Here is a 23,692-nt window from a genome sequence, read left to right on the forward strand (position 1 = left end):
TATGCGGCAGCCTCAGTCTGACTAATGGTAGATCCGCTCTTGGCCCACAACAGCTCGAATCGAGGGGGGGCGATGTCCTACGTGCCTTTAGTCTCCTGCTTGCGCGTCGGCGGGATGTCCTGTTGGCGCCTTGTCCTTTTGCGAGCGTCTATCGAAGCATCGAAGGCTGCGTGCGGTGCGCTTCGACGTCTATCCGGGATCGGCGCGCGCTTGGTGTGCATCTCGGGTGCAACCGGTTTTTCCTCTTCCCCAAGGGTAACGACTGAGGCGAGCGGATGTTCAGGCCAGTTGACGGCCTGAATGATCTGTTCTTGGAGAACATTCTTTGATCTGGTCGGGGTAACTAAATTGCCTTCTGAATCGTGAACTTCTTCGTATTCTCCTGGCATGTAAAGGTTATACCAATCTTTCACGTCGGCGGTGGTCCAAACAAATAGCCGAAGCTTCGTGATGGGCGGGGCAATTTCGATTGTTATCGTTTTTCCTATAATTAGGTCTTGATAGATCGAATTTCTAATGTTGTAGCCGTTCGGCCCCTTGAGGTTCGCGAAAGTCTTCTTGCCGTCCCTGCTCTTGCGGTGAAAAATCTCCACAAGGAATGCGTCGCCCAGGAGTTGGGCCATATGGGTAGCCTTGGCTGCGTAGTTCATCATTGTGAAGAGCTTTAAGAAGTTGGAATCTTTGCTCAGGTCCAGTGTTTCTTTAACGGCGATACGCTGCGGCACTTTCGTGCCGTCTGCCAAGGCTCGCGGCGGGTGGTTCGGCCCGCTCAGTTCAAAAATGAGGTCTACCTTGTCGCGGAGCCGCTTTTGCCCCTGGTATTCCTGCTCGTGCTTTCCAAGCTCGAAATAGCCGATCAGCCGTGCGCAAGCGATGCCTGCGGCGGGCGGTTCGAAATCGGCGCCCCCAGATCGCGGTTTACGCATATCTGGGCCGTACCTCGCTGCCCTCTCGATGCTTTGGCGAACGTCTCGGATCACGGCAAGTCAGCCCAGATCCGCGCCAATGTCGCGCATCTTGGCGTAGACCCGGGCTAGCTCCTCCTCCGAGAGGGTCAGCCGTGCAGCGGCATAGAACAAGCGGTCTTCGCCCATAACGCGCGGGCTTTCGCCGCCCGTGTACTTGCGCCACTGCTGCCCGCCCGCGAGCGCGAATAGCTCGGCCATCTGCTCGCTAGTCTTCTCTAGGGAGTCTTTCAAGCGGCGAAGGTCTGCGGCGGTCGGGGGAGTGTAGGCCATAAAGGAGAGAGAGCCGCCTCGCGGCGTCCTTTCGTGTTAGTGGACAAACAGCTTAGCGAATGTTGCTACCGCTCCGATTGTCGCCCCCAAGGTTGCCATGCCGGCAACAAAGGGCATCAGGAACGTTTCGCGCCGAAACTTGGCGCCCTCGGCGTGGTACTTCGCGCCTTCCGCATTCAGCTTCTGTGTCTCGGCCATCAGCTTAGCGATTTCGGCTTCGGTCTTGAGAATGTCCACAGTTTTTTCCATCGAGTGTACTTTGGGGCTGTCGGGTGCTCCCGGCCCGTCACAGATCTTCGCTCAGGCTCTCTAGCGACACGACACGCGACATAAGAATCTTTTGTTCGCTCCCCGTGTACCGATCCATATGGGCATGAATAAAATTAACAACATCAGGAATATCCGAGTCAGACTTAACAAAAATATACCTAACATCTTTCGGCCCGAATCTCAACATGCAGCCCTCCCGCGTCTTGGCGTTAGCACGGTCCCGCTGTGAAGCGTCGTCAAAATTCGCCTTAGTTATAAATCGCGACACCCCCTTACCCTTCGGGACATATCTCCATTCGGACTCTTGGTAAAATAGCTTATCTACTGGCCCCTCCCCAACAACCATTTTTCCGCTAACAGGCTTCGAATACGCAAGCATATGCAAAACGCTGGCCCTAGCTGCCTTGCTCCTCTCCGGATCCTCGTCATCCGTCGCGTTGGACACAAGCTTCTGGATGGTTGCATACACACCATTCTCTCCGGCAACATATAGAAGCGGATTGAGGCCAGCATCCTCTGCCCAGCTTCGCGTCAACCCGATCCCAAATTGACCATAAAAACCAACATGCTCTGATATCCTTGATAGGGGAATATCGCAAAAACATACCATTGGATAGGCAATGTAATCATCGTCACCACCCAACCAACCAACATCCTCCAGGCAATATCTCGGCCAGAACCCATTCTGCAAAATTAACTTCAATGTCTCTAGGTCCTTAGTGAAATGGAAAAGCGTATTGGATTTTGGCCTCATTTACCTTCCTTCTGCCGTGAAATCTTACCCATGGCTGAGCGCATGGGGCGTCACAAGGATAGCATAAAGCCAATCTCACTTCGCATCTGCCAGCGCGCTTACCTCTTCAGACTTCCCGGGGCGCATCGACGTACTTAATGCCTCTGCGCCAACCAATGAGGTGTGATGTTAGACGTCGGGTACACTAACCTCTTGCGCGGCCCGTACTTAGCTTCCCCACCAACCCATACACCCATCTTCCCATGTACGGGGACGACACCGTACACCTTCGCAGATTCGGTAAGGGCCGCACAAGGATCGGTGTTGCCGATAAATTGCAGACTGCGGTACAGTGTTTGCGGATTAGCCATAATCTTGCGTTTATCCAGAATGGCCGCCAATTGCTTACACTTCCTGGCAATGTGGTTAGATAGCATGCCGGGGTGTTTCCAGGCTATCCAACGAGCAATCAACGTATTCAGGTCCACAACCAAGCCTCCGCGATGGTTCCTTAGTCGGAGTACCGCAGCAACAAATTCGCGCTCACTCGGGGTACATTCCCCCACCTTGGCAGCCGCCCGCAATGCCCTTTCAGAGATAGACCCGGTTCCGGGCAGTTTGTGATCGCCATGCTTGACGTACGCGCGTAGCTCGCTGGTGGTGAAAATTTCCCCGCTTACCAAATCAACCCACTCAATGGGAACAATACGGGTAACAGGTTCTGGCGATTTCCCCCTAGATCTACGCCGCCGCCATCCAGCCCGTTTAAGGATAGATTCCGGTATAGCCCTTTCCTCAATCGACCAGGGCACGAACCTGTGTCCGCTCGATTCCGGTAGTGCCGAACAGCATGGCAGAGGTTGCGGTAATTTAAGAGAATCGACTTGTCGGCTTTCCCTGTGAGCCAAAATCTCCGCATCGCCGATGACCCGCCTTATAAACAACTCGGGGTGCTGCCGATAGTCCGGATCAAGCGATCTTCTCTCCACTTCTGCAAGTACTGCGGCCAGTAGTGGAGGCATGTCTTTGGCGTCCATTAATCTCCTAAAAATGGTGTGCTCCACCACAATCAAAAGGCTATAACGCAAGCCTGGTGCGGGTTTCCAGGTTTTCTCTTATACAATAAGATTCTGCGCGGATAGCAGGGCAGACCCCGATCGTCATTGCGATCTATCCAAGGGGGGCAGCCGCCCCTATTTCCATCCGTCCGGAATCCCGTCAGCGCCGACCCATGGCCTCACTTTGAATCCCCTATCTCGGTTGGTCTTGTCGGTATGGCAGTCATGGCAGAGTAATTGAAGGTTACTATCATCATTCGAGCCACCTTGCTCTAATGGCTTGATATGGTCGACGATTCCGGTAGCCACTGCTCGGCCACAACATTTGCAAGTATATCGGTCACGCTCTCGGATTCGCTTCCTTATCTTGCCCCAAGCATGGCCGGACAGATCATCAATACGCGGAGCATTAGTTGCTGCTAGTCGCTGCTTCTGTTTGGCTGTTAGCGGCTTCCCGTTGCGCTTGGTCTGATTAGAGATAGCACAGTGCGGACAGCGCCACTCCATTCCTTGCGGCTTCCATTTTGGGTGTTTGCTGCATTCTGTCATGTTCGATCCTCATTATTATTACGTTCGGCACGCTCAGCCTCCTTGCAGCTAAGGGATTCTCTGTGGACGGGGGGGGAGGGAAAAATTCAGAGCGCGAACTTGCCAGCGCCGACTGGTCAGTCGTGAAATATCGCAATGGGCAAATAAAAGGGGCGAAACGACCCTGGCTCTCCCCATCCCGGCCCATTGTGGCTAGAGCCCGTCCTCGCGCGGGTGCGGAACGCGTGCGCGTAACGCGCGCGTAGAACCATGCGGCCTTCCGGGTAGTTATCGGCCTGCAGCCCACGCCCCACAAGGAAATCAATTTCAAGGCCAATATCCGGCCCGTCAAGCCATTTTAATGCCCCAGGCTACCCATGGGCATCCCAGTCAAATATAATTGAGTGGCGGGGCTATGCGCAGGCCGGAGGGGCATTTTCGATGCCCGACCTGAATCGTTATTTAGTCAACTCGGAAAAAACCTGCATTCGGATGCGATCATATGCTGCCCGGTCCTGCCCCTCTAGCTCAGCCAGCTTATCCGGAGAGGCATCCCGGCCGGCCTCCCATAAGGCGACATTTACAAGGTGAGCATCATGGCTCGCCCGTCGGAGAATTTCTGATAACAGGAATACCTCCATGTCTTTGTATCTATATTTTCTAGTCAACAAGCCCTCTGGTAATCGTTAATAATCCTGCTCGTACCGCTTTGCGTCTAGTGCGGCCTGTTCGATGATCGCTAATTGCTTGGCCTCATCATCTGTGCGTCTTCGCTTAAGTCCCGTTAATCTCTGATATTCGGTATAAGCCATAAGTCCGTCGCGGATTGCGGCCTCCCAAAGCAGGAACCTCAGGCCGCGCTTTCCCAGCTTCGCGGCGACCAACGCGCGGATTGCTTCGTCGCACGCGCCGAGACTGCGGAATTTCCATGCAATACCCGGCCCGCAGGTTGTCTCCAGAAGGCCGCGCCGTAGCTCGCTATTGGTCTTGGGCCAACTTCGGTATCGGCCCTGCTGGAAGGCGCCGACGCTAAGTGGCGTCCCGGCCTGCTTGGCGAGGGCCTGTAGCTCCTTGCGAGTCGCGGCGCGCGGCTTAAGTGGTGGAGAGATACTGTCCTCCGACAAGCTGTGCTTTGCCATCCTGGGCTAGCATTCCTTCGCTGATGACGACGGAGCCGACGCGCATGCGTCCGTAGAGCAAAGGGACAGGGCCGCCCTGTTGCGTGACGTTCTCGGCACCATTGAGGTTGTAGGACTGTAGGCCGTTGCTGTCCTGGGTTGTCTGATGGGGTGCCATCATCTGCGCGATGCCGCCGAGCATCATCCCGGCGCCCAGCATCATTACATTGGGACCGTATGCGGCTGTGGCAGGGAAATACGTCATCACGGCCCCGACGACCACGAGGACGGCCCCGGCAATTGTCTGTAACAGCCCTCCCGACTTGCTGCCTACGAGCACGGGCGCAATGCGCACATCATCCGATCCGCAGGGATGGCCTAGTTGTTTCTCCCCGAGGTTGCGCTTACCCGCGAAGACGGCATAACGTACGCCGCGCTCGCGGCTCGACATTAGCTCTGCCTCGAAGCCGGGCACCATCGCGCAGAGAGCGCGCAGCGCGCCGCTAGCGGAATTGAAGACATAGCGATGCACTCGCCCGAACTTCGCGCCTAGCTTCCCGTAGAGCCGGATTGTTCTAACTTGATCCAACGATGGGCCTCCTTAAATCTGACCATAGCGAAGCTGATAGGCGTAGCCGCCCTGTCCGCGCATGTTTTGGCCCATGCGCTTATCAACGAACGCCTGCACGAGGGCGTGCAACTGCTTCGCATCCTGTGTGCTGAGCCCCTGGCCGCCGTTGTTGTGGACCGTCACATTGATGCCGCCGTTGCTGTTGCCTCCGTTGGAGGAGTCGCCGCTGCCGACGTAGCCGCCCGTAGCGAAGTGCGCAGCGTGGCCCGCGTTGATGGATTCGAGCAGCGGGCGGTACTTGCTCGTCGCCGCAGCGTTGATGACAAACTCGCCGTTGGAGAGCATTGCGGGAATGCTGTCACTCGTACCCGTCCCCGGCCCGGTGATGTGGCCGCCAGTGGCGAAGCCCTCTACCGCGCCGCCCGTGCTGAACCCGAATGCGGACATTGCCGCCTTGAGCGCCTGCATTTCTGCCATGTGAAGGAGAATCTTCGCCATGTCTTGCAGCAGACTTGCGGTGAAGTCCTGAAAGCTGAACTTGCCGGTAGTAACGAACTTGTCAAGCGCGGAGGAAGCTTGCTGCCATGTCGTCGTAAAGGCTTCGCCCATTGCTTGCGCGCCGGTCTTGCCGTCGCCAACAACCTTGCCTACCGCTAGCTTGGCTTGCTCGCCGTAGCTTTCTCGAATTTGCTGCTGCTTCTGCAAATGGGCTTCTAGCTGGGCCTCCTGCTGTGCGTACGCATCCGCTACGATCTGGAGGCGTTGTGCGTACTCGGCCATGTCCAGTTGCGCCGAGTCGTATTGCTCTTTTAGCTTGGCGCTCTCGCTCAGGTATGACTCCTTGAGCTTGAGGCGTTCGGCGTCCGCTTGCTGCTCTGACGGGCTCATAAAGCGAGAGGCGTCTTGATGCTCGTAGCCCGCTGCCTGCTTTTGGACGAGCGCGGTCTGCTGGTCGGCATACTTCTGCTTCGCCTTCGCGCGCTTGTCCTCCTCCCGGAGGAGGGCGTTAGTCACGTCCTGCTCTGACTTAGTCCACGCCTCCCCAATCTTTTGCATTTCGCCTAGAGCATGCTGGCGGGCCGCAATGTCTCGCTTTTGGGAGGCCAGGTCTACGCGCTTCTCCGCGATTACAAGTTCCTCGCGGTAGTACTGCTCATTGAGCTGCCGCAGCTTGTCGTAATACTGCCGGTAGGTCAGTGCGCCTGTGTCGAAGTCGGCTTTAGCCTGGGAGAGGGATTCCCTGCGGCGCGCGTCAAGTTCCGCAATGGAATTCTTCTGCTCTTGCAGTGCGGCGTTAAGGCCCGCCTCGTCACCCTTCTTTGCGCTGTTGCCTCCCTTGGCGAAGTTCAGCGGCTTAGTGCCAGCGGCGCCGTGCGCGTTGGAGGGAGGCGCGGTGTCGGACCACAGCTTGCGCATGTACTGCGCGTAGCCGTCGCCGTCTCGCTTCATGTTCTCGAAGCCGATACGCGCAGCATTGGCGGCTAGCTTGAACTCGCCTTGCGCACCCAGTGAAACAACAGAAAGCGAGGTTGCGATGGCTTCCGAAAGCTGCTCGAAGCCCACGACAACCGTGCCGATGAGCGTAGCCGCCGACTTCATTGTTACCGCGACGCCCTTGTAGAAGTCCTCAAGCATGGGCTTAAGGGCTACGTTGTCACCCAGCGCGTCGGTAAGATGGATGATGGTAGGCAGCAATTGGAGCTTGGCCGTACGCATCATCGCGTCCATTTTGGCGGTCGATTGTTCCATCTGCTCGCGCATGGCTGCGAGTTGGGCTACGGTCTTCCCGCCGATGACGGCGCCGGTTTCGTCGGCTACCTTGCGTAGTTCGTCCAGGCCAGCGCGGCCACGGTCAAGCAGCGGGATAAGCTGCTCGCCGGCAGCGCCGAATAGCTCATTGGCTACCGCCGCCTTGCTCGCGCCGTCAGCCGAATTGTGGAATGCGTCCGCAACGCGCGTAAGCAACTCCTCGGGGCTCGCGCTCTTGAGGTCGGCCAGGGATACACCCACTGCCTTGAACGCCGCAGCCGCGTCGGCGTTGCCGTGCGTAGCCTTGTTCTGCGCTTCCGCGAGGGAGGCGAGGGCCTTTGCGGACTCCTTTGCCTCAATGCCGGCAGTGCTGGCGGCGAAGGCCCACCGCTGCACCGCATCCGTGGAAATTCCCGTTTGCTGGCTCAGCTTGCTGATAGTCTCGCCGTACTCCGCAAGCTGTTCCCGCGCATGAAGGGCGGTTTCTGCGGTAAGCGCGATGACGCCAGCAGCGGCGCCGATAGATAGGGCGGTCTTGTTAAAGATAAGGCCCATTGCGCCCGTGCGCTGCGCCAGGACGAGCATAGAGCCCGCGAACTGCTTATAGTTGCCTTGTGATAGCTCGTGCGCGAGTACCAGTAGCTCGCGCTGCGCGCCGGCAGTCTTGAGGCTAAACTCATGCGTGTGCGTGGAGGCGGCGGCGATTTTCTCTACGTAGCTGTCCACCGCGCCGCCGATGCCTTGGGCCTCTGCACGCAGCTTTGCCATTTCCGCCGTCGTCTTGCCCGCTGTGGCGGCTTGATAGGCCAGGGCATTAACGGTTGCAAGGGCGGCGCGTTTCTGGCGGTCGCTCGCGTTCTGCGCCAGCGAGGCGAGGGCTTCGTACTTGGCCTGCATCGTTGACGCTGCCGAAGCGATGGACCGCTTTAGCGCGTCGTTAGACTTCATGGCGCTATCTAGCGACGCCTTGTACCCGGAGGTATCAGCGGTAACGACAACGCTTAACTGCTTGTCGGTCATTGCTTGGTACCCTCAAGGGTTGCTGCTAGTCGTTCAGCCTGCTGCGCAAGCATCCTTGCCACCGAGATATCCCGCTCTGCTGCTAGCAGTCGCAGTGCCCGAAGCGTTTCCGGCCGGACCCGGCAGGAGACAATGCGGGTTACGTCGGGGTCGTAGGCGCAATTGCGGTTCCGCGCGCTATTCGTTTGGCTAATAAGTACCTCCATGATTTGTTGACAATAAAAAGGGCGGCCTCCCGTAAGCACCCGGTGAACCCGTCTTGCCAGCTAGGTGGCGCTGGGCGTCCAGCGATGCGGGAGCAGTTCGGCGATGTCGGCCGCCTTGTGGGTCGGCAGTCGCGTGAGGACGTCTTTCAGATAGGCGTAGGGATCGTGCCCGTTGAGCTTGGCCGATTGGATCAGGCTCATGACGGCAGCCGCGCGTTGACCGGCGCGCAGTGAGCCTGCAAACAACCAATTGGAGCGACCCAGGGCAACCGGCCGGATCTGTCGCTCGACGTGGTTGTTGTCGATGGGCACCGTCGGGTCGTCGAGGTAACGCACGAGAGCCGGCCACCGCTTGAGGCTGTAGTCAATGGCCCGCGCGATCGCCGAGCCGTCTGGGACGCGGCGTCGCTGTTCCTCGAGCCAGGCGTGCAGCCGCTCTAGAATCGGGCCAGCCCTTTGTTGCCGCGCTGCCAGGCGCTGGTCTGGCTCAGCATCCCGCACTTGCGCCTCGATCTCGTACAAGCTCACCATGTAGCGCAGTGCCTGGCCCGCCAATTCGCTCTTGTGCTTGTCGTGCAGTTCAAAGAACTTGCGCCGCGAATGGGCCATGCAACCGATCTCAGTGACGCCACCGTCGAAGCTGGCCTTGTAGCCGGCGAAGTCATCACATACCAGCTTGCCTTGCCACTGCCCCAGGAACGCGCGAGCGTGCTCGCCGCTGCGGCTGGGCGCAAACTGGTAAATCACCGCGCGCATCTTCTCGAACTCGCTCGGCGCATAGGCCCACAGGTAGGCGCGGTGCGTCTTGCCATTGCCGGGCGCGAGCATCTGCACTGGCGTTTCGTCGGCGTGCAGAACACCGTGGCTCAGAACCTCTTCTTGCAGGGCGTCCACCAGCGGTTGCAGACGCACGCCACAGATGCCCACCCACGCGCCCAGTGTCGATTGCGGGATGGCCAGACCGGCGCGCGCATAGATGCGCTCCTGCCGATACAGGGGAAGGTGGTCGCCGAACTTGGACACCAGCGTATGTGCCAGCAGTCCGGCCGTCGGGATGCCTTTGTCGATGACGTGGGGTGGCACCGGCGTCTGCACCAGCGTCTCACACTGATCGCACACCCATTTGCCGCGGATGTGACGCTCCACGGTGAACGTGCCCGGCGTGTAGTCCAGCTTCTCGCTGATGTCTTCGCCAATGCGCTTGAGCGCACACCCACAGGTGCAGGTCTCTGCGTCCGGCTCGTGGTGGATGTCGGTGCGCGGCAACTGCGGCGGCAATGCCTGGCGCTTGGGCTTGCTCTTGGCTTCAGATTTGGACGACGGCAGGAGCGCTTCCAGTTCGGTCTCAATCGCCTCGAGGTCTGCGTCAATGGCTTCGTCCAGCAGACTCGCCTGTTCAGATGTCAGTTGCTCGCTGCGCTTGCCGAACTTCCAGCGCTTGTGGATGGCCAGCTCGTGTGTGAGCTGGTCGATCTTGGCTTGCCGGTACCGCAACTCCCGGTCCTTCTCGCCGACCTGGGCCATCAACTGCGCAGCCAGTGTGCGCAGTTCGTCCGGGCTCAGGGCATCGAGGTTGGTGGGTAGGTTCATGCGGCGAGTCTGCCAGAACCCCAAGTCCTCTGGAAGGAAGCCAGTTTACGGCTTTGGGGGTATTACACGACCGTGATCGCGTGGTCGTGGGTGAGCGTCTGCCAAGGCAGCCCCGTCACCAGCGCACGCAATTGCTCGGGATTGAGCGCCGTGGCGATCGCCTGGTCGCCGTTCGTCCAGATGAAGCGCCCCTTGTTGAGGCGCCGCGCGGCCAGCCAGATGCCGAAGCCGTCGTAGACCAGCACCTTCATGCGCGTCGAACTCTTATTGGCAAACAGGTAGGCGTGGTGGGGGCGTGCCGCGCCGAACACCTTGACGACCCGCGCGAGGATCGTTTCGGTACCGGCGCGCATGTCCAGCGGCTCCACGGCCAACCAGATCGCGTCCACCCGAATCAACGCAACCACCCTTGCAGCCACTGGGCGCACTGCGCTGCGGCCGATCCCGGCCAGCGAAGACTGATCGTCGTCGCGCCACGGCGGACTTCGATCTGGATGTCCGGCACGGCAGTGGTCGGCTCGCCGATCCGCAACGGGATGAACTCGCCTTGCGGCACCCTCATCAACTCGCGGTCCTCAGGCGCGCCATTCTTTGCTTCCTGCTCGGCGACCCAGCGCCGCAGCAGATTCGCATTGAGGCGATGGTGCAGGGCTATCGCCGCGATCGAAACACCCGGCTGCATGCACTCCTGCACTGCCTTGGCCTTGAACTCGGCGCTATGCCGACGTCGGCGCCGTATTGGCGCGCTCTCTTCGATAGTGTCCACGTGTCCACCTAGAACTAGATGGACACGATGCTCCTTGCTACGCGGGTCCCCTTCAAGACGGGTTCACCGGGTGCTTACGGCCTCCCGACCTTGCTGAAGGGTGCAGCGCTCACCCTCTGACCTCGTTTGCCTCCCGTGTCGTGCACGGGCCTGCGGGCTTGGCTCGCCCTCCCTACTAGGTCTGTCATGCAACTCTGGTAGTGCCCACTAACGGGCGGCTATCGGCGCAAAAGAAAAGGGACGCTTTCGCGTCCCTCGTGGTGTTCGTAGTGCTGGGCTACGTCATGTAATCAGCGCATCCTCTACGCGCACGCTTGAGCCTCCGGGCAGAATCTTTGCGAATTCGGCAGCGGCAATGTGAGCCTCCGGCATACAGCAGCGAACCCGGACGGCAACGCCGTTGTCCTGCCAGTTGGCGAGAACTTGGAAGCCGTACAGCGTGAGGGCTGCAATTGCTGCTTTAGCTGCGGGCGCTGGCAGATTGGGAACGTTAAATGTGTGCATGTGCTCTTCTCACAGGGTCGCCGTGCAGGCAGTAGTCACGCTGTAGACGCCTGCGCCCCTCGGCGTGAGTGGCCGATTGAATGCAGGGCCAAGGCGGTTTGCGTCCCGGTGAAAGTCATCGGCTGCATATACCCGGCTGACCTGCATCGCCTCGGTAGTGCGTTGGTGCGCGGCGCGGGCGCGCTCAAGCTGTCGTTCGTGCTTTGCCTTGCGTTTGGCTTTGCGTTCTGCATAGGACATGCGAGGTCTCCTCATTCGGTTAGGTAAGGGGACTCCTCGAATCGCCTTATCTAACCTCTTGGCTAGCTCGTGATCTTCCGGTTCGCTGCTGTCGCACTCTCGGGCACCGGGTCGCCGGCCGTACTTTTTCGCCAACGGCTCGGCGGGCGGCTATGCCGCTCGTTATGTACATTTTCAAGTGTGTACAATAAAAAACCACTACGCAAACCTTTGGGAGAGTATTTATCGCGTATGCAGCTCCCTTTTCTCAAGCAAGGTTTGCAAGTTTATATAAATAAAAACCACTACGCAACAGAATTCTTGTGGCCGCATGGATTGCGGCTTTTGCGTTACTTCCGCTTGTTCTCAACGAGAGTGCTTGTGCGCCCCTCGTTCTCGTTAGGAACCACCTTAACCGTGTGGTTGCCTTCCGTATCAACACCGCCGATCACGAGGGGGCCCTCGGTCGCTGTGAGGGTCCGCGCTTCGCCAGAGTCTACGAGGGAACGTATGTCGGCGTTCATCTGGCTCCGGTCATCATTTCCCGCCTGTGCCAGCAGAGTCTCTACAGGCATAACAGCCGCTGCTGCTTTCTGTATCAGGCCCTGCCGCTCTGCCACATAGGCGCAGACGATGTCCCGAAGCTCCTCCGACACCTTGACTCCTCCAAAGACACGCAAAATTTGCAGATCGCGTATGACTTCCTTGGGCAGCCGTAGCTGATACGCTTGCATGTTCTCCCGCTGGCTGCGCACTTTCGAGTCGGGGTCAAACTTCATGCGACTGTCTCTCTTGGATTAAAATACACTACGCAGTATAGCATAGCGAGCAGCCGGCCAAGCACTTGAACCAGCATGCAGGGGGGCTGAGATAAGAGGAGAGGGCTTAACTTCTTGCTAATGTTGTCGATACAGCCAAGACATTCATTTTGACGGCTCGGTACAAGGCAACATGGACAAGGCAATTCCCCCTCTCCTCTTCGGTTTCGCGCTGGCGTGCCTTTGGGCCTCCCGTCAGATTGGCGCGGATTGGGTTCCCACGATGTTCTCAGTGGCGCTGATTGTGGTAGGTGCCGTGGTAGCTGCTGGATTAGGGCACTTGCTGGACTCTTCTTTGCCCTTTGGCACCCGTGTTGCCGTCTTCCCAGTTTGCATGTGGCCCGGTTGTCTGCCTGTCCTGAACAACTTGGCTGAAAAGGCAACCTTCCATTTTCTTATCCCAGGAGAGGGGTCGCTTGTCACGTACTTGGGTTTGGGGTGGGTGCAGTTTCTGATCTGGCTCATGTTGATTGCAATTGCGGCCGTAACCTACATTCGTGGCCGCGACAGCTACTACTGAGGGAGCCGACGACCAGGGCGGGCCGGTCCGGAATCGCAGCAATATCGCATCACCCCCCCGCAAAGCCTTATGCAGCAAGGCATCGCGGGGGTTCGAATCCCCCTCTCTCCGCCACTGAATACGTAAGGCTTAGCGGGTTGGTTGCACTAACCGCTGGGTCATAGCAAAGGGCTTGGGTCATGGAAACGTGACCCAAGCCCTTTTTGTTTGCCTGCAGCGGGGCCACCACCTCCGGTTTCCGCCGGTACACCCGCTTGGTCGTCGCCGTGCTCGCGTGAGACATCAGGGCTCGCGCGTGCTCAAGGTCTTCGGCGTCGTTCGCCGCCTTGGCGCGGATGTCGTGCTCGTTGAAGGGCACTGTGACGTCCGTCTCCGCTATCCCCCGCTCCATGAAGTTCCGCCCAAGCGATTCCCACCCGCCGGCGCGGCCGCTCTCCTCGTTGACGTAGCCCTGGCCGCATGGCTCCGCTGGATTTCATCGTTCGGCGACTGCTTTGGGGCGACGAGATCGACCAAAGCCCAGGACCGCAATGGGTCGATAAGCGACCTTGGGTTTCCCAGGAGCCGGCGAATCCTTTTTTGCTCGCTCAGGCCTGCTCGACCAGCAGGTCCATCTGCACCTCCAGCGCGGTGGCCAGCTTCTGCAGCACGTCGACGCTTCCATCGCGCTCCCGGTTTTCCATCTGGCTCAAGTAGGGCTTGCTGATGCCGGCGGCCGAGGCGAGCGCCTCCTGCGTGATGCCTCGGTGCTCGCGCCATGCCTTGATCGGATGGTCGCCCGCCAGTTCGGCCTTGAGTACAGCATGCGGAATGCGGGTGCCATCGTCTTCCGCCATCGCTTGCTTCAGCATAGCGGCATCGTCCAGATCCTCGATCAGGTCTTTGACCTTGTCCCAGATCTCGATGGGCACCACCGCATATTCGCGGTGGCCGTCGCGTTCGATGAATTGGATGTCGATCATTTGTATGCGCCTCCGCGCGGATTGATTGCCAGCACGACGATCACCAGTCGGCCGTCCTCGATTCGGTATAGCACGCGCCAATCGCCCACGCGCAGCCGGTATCCCTCGATGCCGGCCAGCTTCTTGGCGTCAGGGTTCGGCCCGTAGGGGTCCGCCGCCAGCGCTTCGATTTTCGCCATGATCGTGGCCGCCACGTTCCGGGCAAGGGCCGCGCCCTGCGGCCGGTGCTGATCTTTGCGCGCGAGGCCAGCTACTCGCCGCGTCTCAGATTCGAGCGGGTCGCGCGCGAGACTGGTGCTGTCGATCCGGGCCGGCGCGGCTGGCTGGCCGGGTTTGCCGCCGCGGCGGCCCTGGCTGCTCTGGGCGGGCGGGCGCAGGGGCTGCGCGCGCAACCCGGTGCCGCACGCATGCAGCCGGTGGGCGTCATCGGTGCCGGCCATATCGGTGGCACCATCGGCGGCTTGTGGGTGCAGGCCGGCCATCCAGTGCTGTTCTCGTCGCGTCATCCTGACGAATTGCGCCCGCTGGCGCAGGCAGGCTCCGTGGCACAGGCCATCGCCTTTGCGGACGTGGTCTTCCTGGCGGTGCCGTACAAGGCGCTGCCCGAGATCGCCCGGGACTATGGGCGGGCCCTGTCGGGCAAGGTGGTGATAGATGCGACCAATGCCTTTCGCGAGCGCGACGGCAATGCTGTGCGCTGGCGCTGCGTGACGGCATCGGCATCACGACCGCGCGATTCCTGCCCGGCGCCCGGGGTGGTACGCGCCTTCAATTTCATGGCGGCGGCTGCCTTCGCCAGCGAAAGCCACCATGCCGGCGAGCCGGTGGCGGTGCCGATCGCAGGCGATGACCCGCAGGCGCTGCGCGTGGCCAAGCAACTCGTGCGCGATGCAGGTTTCGAGCCGGTCGTGGTGGGCGGCCGCGCCAGCGCCGACAGTTTCGCGCCAGGCGGTCCGCTGTTCCACCAGATAGGCTCGGCGCAGGCGATGCGGGAGCGTATCGCGCGGCTGCCGAACCCGGCTGGCGCGCGATAGTCGATAGTCCATTGTGTCATGCGAAAAGCACCGCCGATCGACAGCGCCTACGGCAGGAGGGCCGGATCAAACGCGCGGGCGCGGCGCCGCGTGCAGCACCATCGCCAGCAGGGGATGCCAGGCCAGCCACGGCGCCCACGCCGTCCAGGTTGCCCAGATCGTCCATGGCGCCAGCAACCAGCCTTCCACCGCGTGCGCGCCGGCCGGCACGGCTACGCCGCGCAGCCAGCGCTCCATCGCTCGCTCGTCGGCCTGGAGGGTGAGGCTCAGGCCCCACTGGGAGCCACCGTCCGGCAGCGAGCGGTGCAGCCACTCGATGTCGGTGGCGGGTAGCGTCGCCGAGACACGTGTTTCCCGTACGCGCCGGGGGCCGTCCTGCGTGCTCATTTCGGTTCGGCCACTACGCGCAGATAGGGTTTCAGGGTGCGGAAGCCTTGCGGGTACTTCTTCTTGGCGTCCTCATCGGAAACCGAGGTCGGGATGATTACGTCGTCGCCGGGCCGCCAGTTCACGGGCGTGGCCACGGTGTGGCGCGCGTTGAGCTGAAGGGCGTCGAGCAGGCGCAGCACTTCGTCGAAGTTGCGCCCAGCGCTCATCGGGTAGACCAGCATCGCCTTGACCTTCTTGTCCGGGCCGACGATGAAGACGGAACGTACCGTGGCGTTGTCCACTGCCGTGCGCGGTCCGCCGCCGCTGGCGTTGGGGTGGATCATGTCGTAGAGCTTGGCGACGGTCAGGTCGGCGTCGCCGATCAGCGGGTAGTTGACCGCGTGGCCCTGGGTCTGCTCGATGTCCTGCACCCAGCGCTGGTGATCGGATACCGGGTCGATGCTGAGGCCGATGATCTTGGTGCCGCGCTTGTCGAACTCCGGCTTGAGGCGCGCCATATAGCCCAGCTCGGTGGTGCAGACCGGCGTGAAGTCTTTCGGGTGGGAGAACAGGATCGCCCATTTGTCGCCGATCCAGTCATGGAAGCGGATTTGGCCTTCGGTGGTGTCTGCGGTGAAGTCGGGGGCTTCGTCGCCGATGCGGATCGACATGGTTGACCTCCATGAGCAAGGTGGCAGGTATGCGAAACGGACGGGTTGCCGGCGAGGGGCCGGCCAAGCCAGTATAGGCTGCTTGCGCAGCACCGATTCTTAGCCGGGAGTAGACTCATCGGGCAAGGGGCGCGGCCGCGTGCATGTGAGCGGCCGAGTCCGCGCGGTGCCGGCGGCGGGCACCGGTGCCGGTCCTGTCCGATGCGGCCCGTCCGTTGAGATTAGGGGGCGAGTGATGATCAAGCGTCAGATTCAGGATTTCCCGGTCGCGGAACGGGAGCAGATGGCGGAGATCTGCAAGCGCGTAGGTCTGGCGCCGGGCGATTTCGAGGTGACGGACGAGACGCGTGACGCAGGTGCCGGCAGCGATGCCAGCGTGGCCACGCGCAAGGTCTCGGTCAAGCGTGCCGGCACGGAGGCACAGAGCGTCTACGAGGACGATCCGCCCGGTACCTGGCTGGAGCAGTTCGAAAGCGACCTGGAGTGCGGCTTGTTCGGGCCGCTGTCTGCCTAGCCGCAGCGTGCGGCGTCGCTTGCGCCGGCATCCGCGCCAGGGTCGGCGAGCGGCCACTGGGCAGGCCATGCCGCCACCGCAGTGGCCGGAACCGCGCGCGAGAACAGGAAGCCTTGCCCGACCTGGCAACCGTGGGTGGCCAGGAAGCGGTGCTGGAAGGTGCTGCTGACACCCTCCGCCACCACGGTCAGGTCGAGGCTGCGTCCGATGCGGATCACGGCTTCCACCAGCGTGCGGGCTTCCGCGCTCGTTTCCAGCGAGACAAGGAAGGAGCGGTCCAGCTTGATCTCGTCCACCGGCAGGCGCATCAGCCGGCTCAGCGTCGAGAAGCCGGTGCCGAAGTCGTCGATCGAGAGCGGGACGCCGAGCCGCCGCAGGGCCGCGACGCTGGCACCGGTGCCGGCCGAATGCTCGAGGAATACGCTTTCCGTGATCTCGATGATCAGGTCCGCCGGCACCAGCCCGTGACGCGCCAGGGTCTGCTCGATGCGGCCGGGCAGCGCGGGATCGCGCAGGTCGATCGGCGACAGGTTGACTGAGATGCGCGGTACGCCGACGCCGGCCGCGCGCCACTGCGCCAGCTGTGCGCAGGCGGCCTCGATCGCCCACTTGCCCAGCGCGGTGATCAGGCCCTCCTCCTCGGCCAGCGGGATGAAGCGGGAGGGCGTGATCTCTCCCCGTTGCGGGTGGAACCAGCGCGCCAGTGCCTCGACGGCGCACAGCCGGCCGTCGGCCAGCTGTATCTGCGGCTGGTAGTACTGCTGCAGCGTGCCGTTTGCCAGCGCGGCGCGCAGCTCGGTGGCCAGCTCACGATGCTCGGCCAGGCGCCGCGCCACCGCCACATCGTAGATGCCGATCTGGTGGCCGCCACCCTTCTTGGCCTGGTACATGGCCAGGTCTGCCTGCTTGAGCAGGGTCGGGCCGTCGCAACCGCTGCCGCTGAGCGCGCTGGCGCCGATGCTGGCCGAGGCGGGCAGGGCTTGCCCGCCGCCGGCGGGGGGCGCAGCCAGGGCAGCCAGCAGCGCCTCGGCCAGCGCCTTGGCGCGGGCCAGGTCATGGTCCGGCAGGACCACGCCGAATTCGTCGCCGCCCAGGCGGCCGATCGTGCCGGCCTGGCCGACCACGCCGGCCAGGCGCGCCGCCACGTTGCCGAGCACCCGGTCGCCCATGGCATGCCCGTCGGCTTCGTTGACCCGCTTGAAGTCGTCGATATCGATGAACAGCACGGCCAGCGCCTGCCCCGTGGCTCGTGCCGACGCCACCGCATCGTCGAGGCGTGCCAGCAGCAACTGGCGGTTGGGCAGTCCGGTCAGCGGATCGTAGTAGGCCAGGCGCTCGATGCGTTCGCGCGCGGCGTCGCGTTCGAGCGCCAGCGCGCACAGGTAGGTGCCCACGTCGACCAGGCTGCGGTGCAGCGCGTCGGGACCCCGGCATTCGTGGAAATACAGCGCGAACACGCCGGCGACCTGACCGTCGTAGGTCTTGATCGGCGTCGACCAGCAGGCCTTCAGGCCGTGCGGCAGGACCAGGTCCCGGTAGGCGGCCCACAAGGGGTCGCTGGCGATGTCGGTGACCAGCACCGGCTTGCCGAAGTGGGCGGCAGTGCCGCAGGAGCCCACCGTCGGCCCGATCTCCAGTCCGTCGATCCGGCTCACGCATGCCGCGGGCAGTCCGGGAGCTGCCAGGGTGCGCAGCCTGCCGTCGGCGATGCGGACCACGCTGACCAGAACCCCAGGGGACACCGCTTCGATCTGCCGGCACAGGCTGTCCATCATCTCTGCGCTGGACACGTCCTTGGCCAAGGCCTCCAGTGCCTTGCGCTGGATGGTGTCACGCAATTTGGTGTCGCTGATGTCCGTCAGCGTGCAGATGGCGCCCGTGATCGCGCCGTCGGCCTGCCGCAGCGGGTTGATTGCCGTGGCGAACCAGCGGGGCCGGCCATGGCGGTCGGCGAGCAGGGCTTCGCGGTGCAGCATCGTGCCCTGCCTGAGTTCGTCCAGCATCTGCGCCAGATGCGCTTCGCTGGTGCGGGCGGGGCGCATCAGGTCCAGCGCGCGGCGCCCGACCGCCTGGTGGCGCTGCAGTCCGAAGACACTGGTGAAGGCGCGGTTGACGTGGCTGACATAGCCGTCCAGGTCGAGGAACAGGACAGGGTTGCCGGCGTGATCGAGATAGGCCGAGGAAAGGGCGGACGCGCGGCCACCGTCGTCGGGCGCGGCGAAATAGGCCAGCTCGCCGCTATCGAGGCGGGAGGTATGCAGGCGAACGGCGAGCCTGCCGCCGTCCTGGGGCGGGCGCTGCAGCACCGGTGGCACGGCGCCATTGCCACCCTCGGGCGGCAGGCCCAGCTCCGCGGCGGCGCGGCCGATCGCTTCGGCACGGATGCATTCCCACAAGGCCTGCGCCGCGGCATTGAAGAGCACCACACGCCCCTCGGCGTCGACCACGACCACAGCGTCGACGGCCTGTTCGAGCGCTGCTTGCCCTAGCGCCTGACATTGCATCTTGGTCCGTTCTCCGCACGGTTGCGTTGGGATTCCTGCGCCGCGACATGGCTGCGCCGGCCGAGTATATGCCATGGGCACGGCCGGTGGGAATGGCCGGGACTCGTCCCGGGCCGGAGCGCCGGTCGGCTCAATGGCCGATGTCCAGCACGGCCGCGCCGGCAAGGCGGCCGTCGCGCAGGTCTGCCAGCGCCGCGTTGGCTTGCTCCAGCGGGTAGAGCGTGGTGTGGGTGCGCAGTGGGATGGCGGCGGCCAGCCGCATCAGGTCGATGCCATCCGCCCGCGTCAGGTTGGCGACGGAGAGCAGGCGCCGCTCCTCCCACAGCAGGCGGTAGGGGAAGGCCGGCAGGTCGCTCATGTGGATGCCCCCGCAGACCACCGTGCCGCCCTTCGCCACTGCGCCCAGGGCGAGCGGCACCAGCGCGCCGACCGGTGCGAAGATCAGGGCGGCATCCAGGACGGCGGGCGGCGCCTCGCCGCTGGCGCCCGCCCAGCGGCAACCGGTCTCGCGCGCGAGCTGCTGCGCGGCCTGGTCCCCCGGGCGCGTGAAGGCAAATACCTCTCGCCCCTGTGCGACCGCGATCTGGGCGACCACGTGGGCGGCAGCGCCGAAGCCGTAGATGCCGAGGCGCGCCGCTTCGCCGGCCAGGCGCAAGGTGCGGTAGCCGATCAGGCCGGCGCACAGCAGCGGCGCCACGTGTTCATCGTCATAGGCGTCCGGCAGGGCGAAGCAATAGCGGCTGTCGGCGATGGCATATTCCGCATAGCCGCCATCGCGTGTGTAGCCGGTGAATCGCGGCGCGTCACACAGGTTCTCGCGCTGGGCGAGGCAGAACGGGCAGTGCCCGCAGGTATGGCCGAGCCAGGGCACGCCCACGCGCTGTCCTGCCTGGAAGCCGCTGACGCCGCTGCCCAGGGACTCGACCCGGCCGACGATCTCGTGCCCCGGGATCAGTGCCGGCTTGGGGTGCGGCAGGTCGCCGTCCACCACGTGCAGGTCGGTGCGGCACACGCCGCAGGTACTGACGGCGATGCGCAGTTCGCCCGGCCCCGGCTCCGGCACCGGTACGTCGCGCGGATGCAGCAGCGGGCTGCTGCCATCGAAGATCATGGCACGCATGGTTTGCGGCATGGCGGGCTCCGGTGAGGACATGTCGGCTCATGCCCGGCGGGCACGGCAGGATCGGTGCGGACGGGCCGCAGGCGTGCATCCAGTATGGCGGGCACCGGGCCAGGCTGCTTGATCGGTATCAAGGTGCTGTGCCGGCCGCTTTGCCATGCTATCCCCCTTTGCGTGGGGCGGCCGGGCTGGGTCGGGCCGGTCCGGCGCTATGATCGGGGTACCGGCCCGCCGGACTCGCGGGCGATCTGCGCAACACGCCGATACTTCATCCGAGAGGTGGCGACATGGACTTCAAGACGGTGCTGGTGGAAATGGGCGACGACGAGGGCGGCGACGCGCGCATCGAGGCAGCGGCCGCACTGGCTGCCCTGGGAGGCGATGGGCACGTGGTCGGCGTGACGGCCACGGGTTTCCGTCCCGATCCGTTCCGGGGCGCGGGTGAGGAAGCCGGCCGCTATGCCGCCCAGGCCGAGCAGCGCCAGCAGCAGCGCCGCGCGGCGGACGAGGAACGCCTGCGCCGCATCGTGGCACAGGCAGCGCCCGGCCTAAGCTGTGCCCACATGCTGCTGGCCGAGGATCCTGGCTGGGCTCTGGCCTTGCAGGGCCGGCTGGCCGACATCATCCTGGTGGCGCGTCCGCCGGTGCCCGACCTGGCGCCGGTGCTGGCGGCGCAGACTGCCGAGTACGTGCTGCTGAATGCCGGCCGGCCGGTGCTGGTGCTGCCGCCGCAGGTGCGCCGCGTCGAGGCGCGCCATGTTGCGGTGGCCTGGGATGGCCGGCGCGAGGCAGCCCGCGCGGTCGCCGATGCGCTGCCCTTGCTCAGGCGCGCGCAGCGGATCAGCCTGGTCTCGGTCGATCCGGAGGGGCGCGGCGTGGCACAGGGCGATGGACTGGCCGCGTACCTGGCGCGGCACGGGATCCGCGCCGAACTGGTGCCGGTGCCGACGCAGGAGGCGGTCGGCCCCGCGCTGCTGCGCGCCGTCGGCCATCTGCACGCCGATCTGCTGGTGGCCGGTGGCTATGGCCACTCGCGTGTGCGGGAACTGGTGATGGGGGGCGCCACCCGGGTATTGATGCGGCACGCCGAGGTGCCGCTGTTGATGTCGCATTGAGCCGCCGGCGCCACCGCGGGCGTCGCCGTGCTCAGTCGACCGTGACGATGATCGCGACGCGGCGATTCTGTGCGCGGCCCTCGGGGGTATGGTTGTCCGCCACCGGCCGGCTCATGCCCAGGGCACGCACTTCGATATCGTCGCGCGCGAAACCCGCGCTCACCAGCACGCCGGCGATGGCCTGCGCGCGGCGCAAGGAGAGCTTCAGGTTGTAGTCGGTGCTGCCGGCGTCGTCGGTATGGCCGTCCAGCCGCACATGGTCGATGCCGGCGCCCAGCAAGGCCTGCCCGATCCTGCGCAGATTGCTTTGCCGTTCGGGCGGGATCGCATCGTCGTCGAAGCCGAACAGCACCTTTTCCGACAGGTCCAGTTCCCAGCCGAGGCCAGTCAGGTGGAAACCCTGCTGCCGCAGCGTTTCCACCTGCTGTGCGGTGAGCTTGCGGTACGGTGCGGTCTGGCAGCCGGCCAGGGCCAGGGCGCCAGCTAGCAGCAGTGCCGCCGCGGCGCGGGCGCAGGCATGCGCCGATGCGGTCTTGCGGGTGGTTCGTGCAGTGCCCACGTCCCTCCTCCCTTTTCTTCTCCCCTAGTCGGCGCCGTCCGGCGGGGGGGCGCTTTGCCAGGTGCCCCCCGAGCGGCGCTTGGCGTCATACATGGCGCCGTCCGCCGCCCGCAGCAGGGCTTCCGCCGTGCCGCCATGCGCCGGATAGGTTGCGATGCCGATGCTGACCGGGGCCGTGACCGATGTGCCGGATTTCAGCATGATCGGCTCGCGCAGGCTCGACAGGATGTGCTCCACCACACGGATCGCATCCTGCGGCCGCTGCAGCGGGGCCAGCAGCACGGCGAACTCGTCGCCGCCGAGCCGTGCCACCAGGTCCGTTTCGCGCAGGCAGGCGCGCACGCGGGCCGCCACGCTGATCAGTACCTCGTCGCCGGCGGCATGGCCGAAACGGTCGTTGATGTCCTTGAAGGCATCATTGTCGAGGTACAGCACGGCCGCGTGCCGTCCTTGTGCCTGCACCGCGCGCAGCGTGCGCTCCAGCGCCTGCTCGAATGCCGTCCGGTTGAGCAGTCCGGTCAGCGCGTCGTGGCTGGCCTGGTGGGCGAGCGAGCGGTTCTCATGCTGCAACTGCTTCTGCCAGTCCTCCAGTTCGTCGAGCAGGCCGTTGAAGTCTTCTCCCAGCGCATGCAGTTCGGCGATGTGCGCGGGCGGGGTGCGCTGCTCGAAGGCACGATCCGAGCGTACCGCATGTGCCACCCGCATCAGGTTGCGCACCGGCTCGGTGATGTGCGTCAGCATGCGGCGCGACATATAGTGGGCGCTGACCGCGGTGAGCAGCAGGCAGGCCAGCAGGCCGAAGGCGCCGCTGGCGAGGAAGCTGAGCAGGTTGGCCGGATCCCCCGACAGGCGCAGATAGCCCACAGCCTGCGCATCATGCAGGATGGGTTGCTCGACCGGCTCCGCCAGCAGCAGTTCGCCGATCGCCCGGCTGAGGCCCGAGAACCGGTGGGCATCGGGACGCCGCCATTCGGCGAGCAGGTGGTCGCCGCGGTCGTAGACGCTGGCATAGGCGACGTCCTCGCTGGCGATCAGCGCGAGGGCGTCGCGGGTGGCGGCCTTGTCGTTGAACACCACCGGGGCCTCCAGCGCGTAGGCCACCGAGCGTGCCACCAGGCGCAGGTTGTGGTCCGCGTAGACGCGCAGGGCGGTGATGCCGAGCACGGTCAGCGACAGGCCAGCGGTGCAGATGGCGATGAGCGCCACGCTCAGGTGGATGCGCCGCAGGGTGCTTTGCAGCGTCGGGCGCGTGCCGGGCCTGTTGTTTCCGATCATGGCGTGGTTCCCCGCCGACGGCCGAGCTGCAGCACGCCGGGGTGGACGTGGATGCCGCTGCGGGCCACCGAGTCGAGATTGACGCGGAAGGACACCTGCGCATCCCGCACACTGAGGCAGAACATGCTGCCGACCTCGCACTCGAAGTCTCCCTCGCTGATGACCAGTACCGGCTGGCCGCTGAGTTCTCGTCCCAGCAGCTTGCGCTTGTCATCGGTCATGGTGCCGACGTAGAGCGCGTCGCAGTCGCGCGCCAGGTCGCTGCCGGTAACGTCGACCACGCGCGTGCGCACCGGCCGCCCGTTGGCCAGCGTGCCTCCATCGAGCAGCTTGGCGGAATAGAGGCTGGAGCGTTCCACGCACAGCCGCAACACCGCTGGCTCGCTCGGCCAGCGTGCGTAGCTGAGCAGGTTGAATACGGTCTTGGCTACCGCGTCCGCGCGTTGCTGCAGGGTCTGGGCTCTCGCGTCGGGCGCGTGGGCCAGCGGAAAGATAGCCAGCAGCAGCGCGAGCAGGGCCAGCACGCAAGGTGGCGGGGCGCTGCGGACGTGGTGGCTGCCGGTGCCTGCCCGGAAGGACGGAAGGAGTGGCGGACGCATGACATGGTTCGGGGCGGGCGACGCCTGCGGGCGCCGACCGACCGGGTATTGTCATGGTGCCC

The 23,692-nt window shown here is 63.6% G+C and carries 27 protein-coding genes and 1 pseudogene; 4 read left to right on the plus strand and 24 right to left on the minus strand.

Annotated features, from left to right (window positions below):
* Positions 1-77 precede the first annotated feature (77 nt).
* The 15 genes from BKK79_RS39110 to BKK79_RS17600 form a co-directional block, all read right to left on the minus strand.
* Complete coding sequence (locus tag BKK79_RS39110; RefSeq protein ID WP_157128435.1) at positions 78-926, minus strand: hypothetical protein; 849 nt, start codon at positions 924-926, stop codon at positions 78-80.
* 60 nt (positions 927-986) lie between these two features.
* Positions 987-1,166 (minus strand): hypothetical protein, encoded by a 180-nt coding sequence (locus BKK79_RS17560; RefSeq protein ID WP_084084920.1) that lies wholly within the window; start codon positions 1,164-1,166, stop codon positions 987-989.
* Positions 1,167-1,274: 108 nt separating this feature from the next.
* Positions 1,275-1,475, minus strand: coding sequence for a hypothetical protein (locus tag BKK79_RS17565; protein WP_232346228.1), 201 nt, complete (start codon positions 1,473-1,475; stop codon positions 1,275-1,277).
* 49 nt (positions 1,476-1,524) lie between these two features.
* Positions 1,525-2,262 (minus strand): abortive infection system antitoxin AbiGi family protein, encoded by a 738-nt coding sequence (locus BKK79_RS39115; protein ID WP_084084767.1) that lies wholly within the window; start codon positions 2,260-2,262, stop codon positions 1,525-1,527.
* Between the two features lie 134 nt (positions 2,263-2,396).
* On the minus strand, positions 2,397-3,278 hold the full coding sequence (locus BKK79_RS40395) for a hypothetical protein (RefSeq protein WP_157128436.1): 882 nt from the start codon (positions 3,276-3,278) through the stop codon (positions 2,397-2,399).
* Between the two features lie 156 nt (positions 3,279-3,434).
* Positions 3,435-3,848: an HNH endonuclease gene (locus BKK79_RS39120; RefSeq protein WP_084084769.1), complete on the minus strand. Its 414-nt coding sequence runs from the start codon at positions 3,846-3,848 to the stop codon at positions 3,435-3,437.
* 665 nt (positions 3,849-4,513) lie between these two features.
* A complete protein-coding gene (locus BKK79_RS40400; protein ID WP_157128437.1) occupies positions 4,514-4,966 on the minus strand; it encodes a hypothetical protein in 453 nt (150 codons plus the stop codon).
* Complete coding sequence (locus BKK79_RS17575; RefSeq protein ID WP_071038143.1) at positions 4,920-5,534, minus strand: tail assembly protein; 615 nt, start codon at positions 5,532-5,534, stop codon at positions 4,920-4,922. Before BKK79_RS17575 ends, BKK79_RS40400 begins: the two co-directional genes overlap by 47 nt.
* Positions 5,535-5,546: 12 nt before the next feature.
* Positions 5,547-8,285 carry a phage tail tape measure C-terminal domain-containing protein gene (locus BKK79_RS17580; protein ID WP_071038144.1) on the minus strand — a complete coding sequence of 913 codons (2,739 nt, stop codon included), beginning with the start codon at positions 8,283-8,285 and terminating at the stop codon, positions 5,547-5,549.
* 266 nt (positions 8,286-8,551) lie between these two features.
* Entirely contained in the window at positions 8,552-10,081 is a 1,530-nt protein-coding gene (gene tnpC / locus BKK79_RS17585; protein ID WP_009238807.1) for an IS66 family transposase, read from the minus strand.
* A 62-nt stretch (positions 10,082-10,143) separates the two neighbouring features.
* A complete protein-coding gene (gene tnpB, locus BKK79_RS17590; protein ID WP_306303472.1) occupies positions 10,144-10,509 on the minus strand; it encodes an IS66 family insertion sequence element accessory protein TnpB in 366 nt (121 codons plus the stop codon).
* The gene (gene tnpA / locus BKK79_RS17595; protein WP_004633552.1) at positions 10,476-10,847 is read right to left on the minus strand and encodes an IS66-like element accessory protein TnpA; all 372 of its coding nucleotides are present in this window, start codon (positions 10,845-10,847) and stop codon (positions 10,476-10,478) included. The genes tnpB and tnpA overlap by 34 nt, the downstream gene beginning before the upstream one ends.
* Positions 10,848-11,129: 282 nt before the next feature.
* A complete protein-coding gene (locus BKK79_RS40405) occupies positions 11,130-11,351 on the minus strand; it encodes a hypothetical protein (protein ID WP_157128438.1) in 222 nt (73 codons plus the stop codon).
* Positions 11,352-11,360: 9 nt separating this feature from the next.
* Positions 11,361-11,591 (minus strand): hypothetical protein, encoded by a 231-nt coding sequence (locus BKK79_RS40410; protein WP_157128439.1) that lies wholly within the window; start codon positions 11,589-11,591, stop codon positions 11,361-11,363.
* Positions 11,592-11,920: 329 nt separating this feature from the next.
* Positions 11,921-12,349: a hypothetical protein gene (locus BKK79_RS17600; RefSeq protein ID WP_071038145.1), complete on the minus strand. Its 429-nt coding sequence runs from the start codon at positions 12,347-12,349 to the stop codon at positions 11,921-11,923.
* A 172-nt stretch (positions 12,350-12,521) separates the two neighbouring features.
* Here BKK79_RS17600 and BKK79_RS17605 point away from each other — a divergent pair, with 172 nt between their 5' ends.
* Positions 12,522-12,908: a hypothetical protein gene (locus BKK79_RS17605; RefSeq protein WP_071038146.1), complete on the plus strand. Its 387-nt coding sequence runs from the start codon at positions 12,522-12,524 to the stop codon at positions 12,906-12,908.
* Positions 12,909-13,495: 587 nt separating this feature from the next.
* Here the strand turns inward: BKK79_RS17605 and BKK79_RS17615 are convergent.
* Positions 13,496-13,870 (minus strand): helix-turn-helix domain-containing protein, encoded by a 375-nt coding sequence (locus tag BKK79_RS17615; RefSeq protein ID WP_071038148.1) that lies wholly within the window; start codon positions 13,868-13,870, stop codon positions 13,496-13,498.
* Entirely contained in the window at positions 13,867-14,310 is a 444-nt protein-coding gene (locus BKK79_RS41550) for a type II toxin-antitoxin system RelE family toxin (protein WP_232346229.1), read from the minus strand. Before BKK79_RS41550 ends, BKK79_RS17615 begins: the two co-directional genes overlap by 4 nt.
* Between BKK79_RS41550 and BKK79_RS17625 the strand changes: the two are divergent.
* Positions 14,278-14,904, plus strand: a pseudogene (locus BKK79_RS17625) (NADPH-dependent F420 reductase). The gene BKK79_RS41550 and the pseudogene BKK79_RS17625 overlap by 33 nt on opposite strands.
* Positions 14,905-14,970: 66 nt before the next feature.
* On the opposite strand, the gene BKK79_RS17630 reads toward BKK79_RS17625, so the two are convergent.
* Complete coding sequence (locus BKK79_RS17630; RefSeq protein ID WP_071038150.1) at positions 14,971-15,291, minus strand: hypothetical protein; 321 nt, start codon at positions 15,289-15,291, stop codon at positions 14,971-14,973.
* Positions 15,288-15,944, minus strand: a complete 657-nt coding sequence (locus tag BKK79_RS17635) for a peroxiredoxin (RefSeq protein ID WP_071014189.1) — start codon at positions 15,942-15,944, stop codon at positions 15,288-15,290. The genes BKK79_RS17630 and BKK79_RS17635 overlap by 4 nt, the downstream gene beginning before the upstream one ends.
* 235 nt (positions 15,945-16,179) lie before the next feature.
* Here BKK79_RS17635 and BKK79_RS17640 point away from each other — a divergent pair, with 235 nt between their 5' ends.
* On the plus strand, positions 16,180-16,458 hold the full coding sequence (locus BKK79_RS17640; RefSeq protein WP_071014187.1) for a hypothetical protein: 279 nt from the start codon (positions 16,180-16,182) through the stop codon (positions 16,456-16,458).
* On the opposite strand, the gene BKK79_RS17645 is transcribed toward BKK79_RS17640, so the two are convergent.
* Positions 16,455-18,962 (minus strand): EAL domain-containing protein, encoded by a 2,508-nt coding sequence (locus BKK79_RS17645; RefSeq protein ID WP_071038151.1) that lies wholly within the window; start codon positions 18,960-18,962, stop codon positions 16,455-16,457. The two genes, BKK79_RS17640 and BKK79_RS17645, sit on opposite strands and share 4 nt — an antisense overlap.
* Before the next feature lie 130 nt (positions 18,963-19,092).
* Positions 19,093-20,094, minus strand: a complete 1,002-nt coding sequence (locus BKK79_RS17650; protein ID WP_071014182.1) for a zinc-dependent alcohol dehydrogenase family protein — start codon at positions 20,092-20,094, stop codon at positions 19,093-19,095.
* 275 nt (positions 20,095-20,369) lie between these two features.
* Between BKK79_RS17650 and BKK79_RS17655 the strand changes: the two genes are divergently transcribed.
* Positions 20,370-21,197, plus strand: coding sequence for a universal stress protein (locus BKK79_RS17655; RefSeq protein WP_071038152.1), 828 nt, complete (start codon positions 20,370-20,372; stop codon positions 21,195-21,197).
* Positions 21,198-21,228: 31 nt separating this feature from the next.
* Here the strand turns inward: BKK79_RS17655 and BKK79_RS17660 are convergent, their stop codons facing one another.
* The 3 genes from BKK79_RS17660 to BKK79_RS17670 are packed head-to-tail and all read right to left on the minus strand — an operon-like array spanning position 21,229 to position 23,630.
* A complete protein-coding gene (locus tag BKK79_RS17660; RefSeq protein ID WP_083384119.1) occupies positions 21,229-21,756 on the minus strand; it encodes an OmpA family protein in 528 nt (175 codons plus the stop codon).
* Positions 21,757-21,780: 24 nt separating this feature from the next.
* Entirely contained in the window at positions 21,781-23,031 is a 1,251-nt protein-coding gene (locus BKK79_RS17665) for a diguanylate cyclase domain-containing protein (RefSeq protein ID WP_071038153.1), read from the minus strand.
* On the minus strand, positions 23,028-23,630 hold the full coding sequence (locus BKK79_RS17670; protein ID WP_083384118.1) for a YfiR family protein: 603 nt from the start codon (positions 23,628-23,630) through the stop codon (positions 23,028-23,030). Before BKK79_RS17670 ends, BKK79_RS17665 begins: the two co-directional genes overlap by 4 nt.
* Positions 23,631-23,692 lie beyond the last annotated feature (62 nt).

This window comes from Cupriavidus sp. USMAA2-4 (assembly GCF_001854305.1).
Taxonomy (GTDB): Bacteria; Pseudomonadota; Gammaproteobacteria; order Burkholderiales; family Burkholderiaceae; genus Cupriavidus; species Cupriavidus malaysiensis.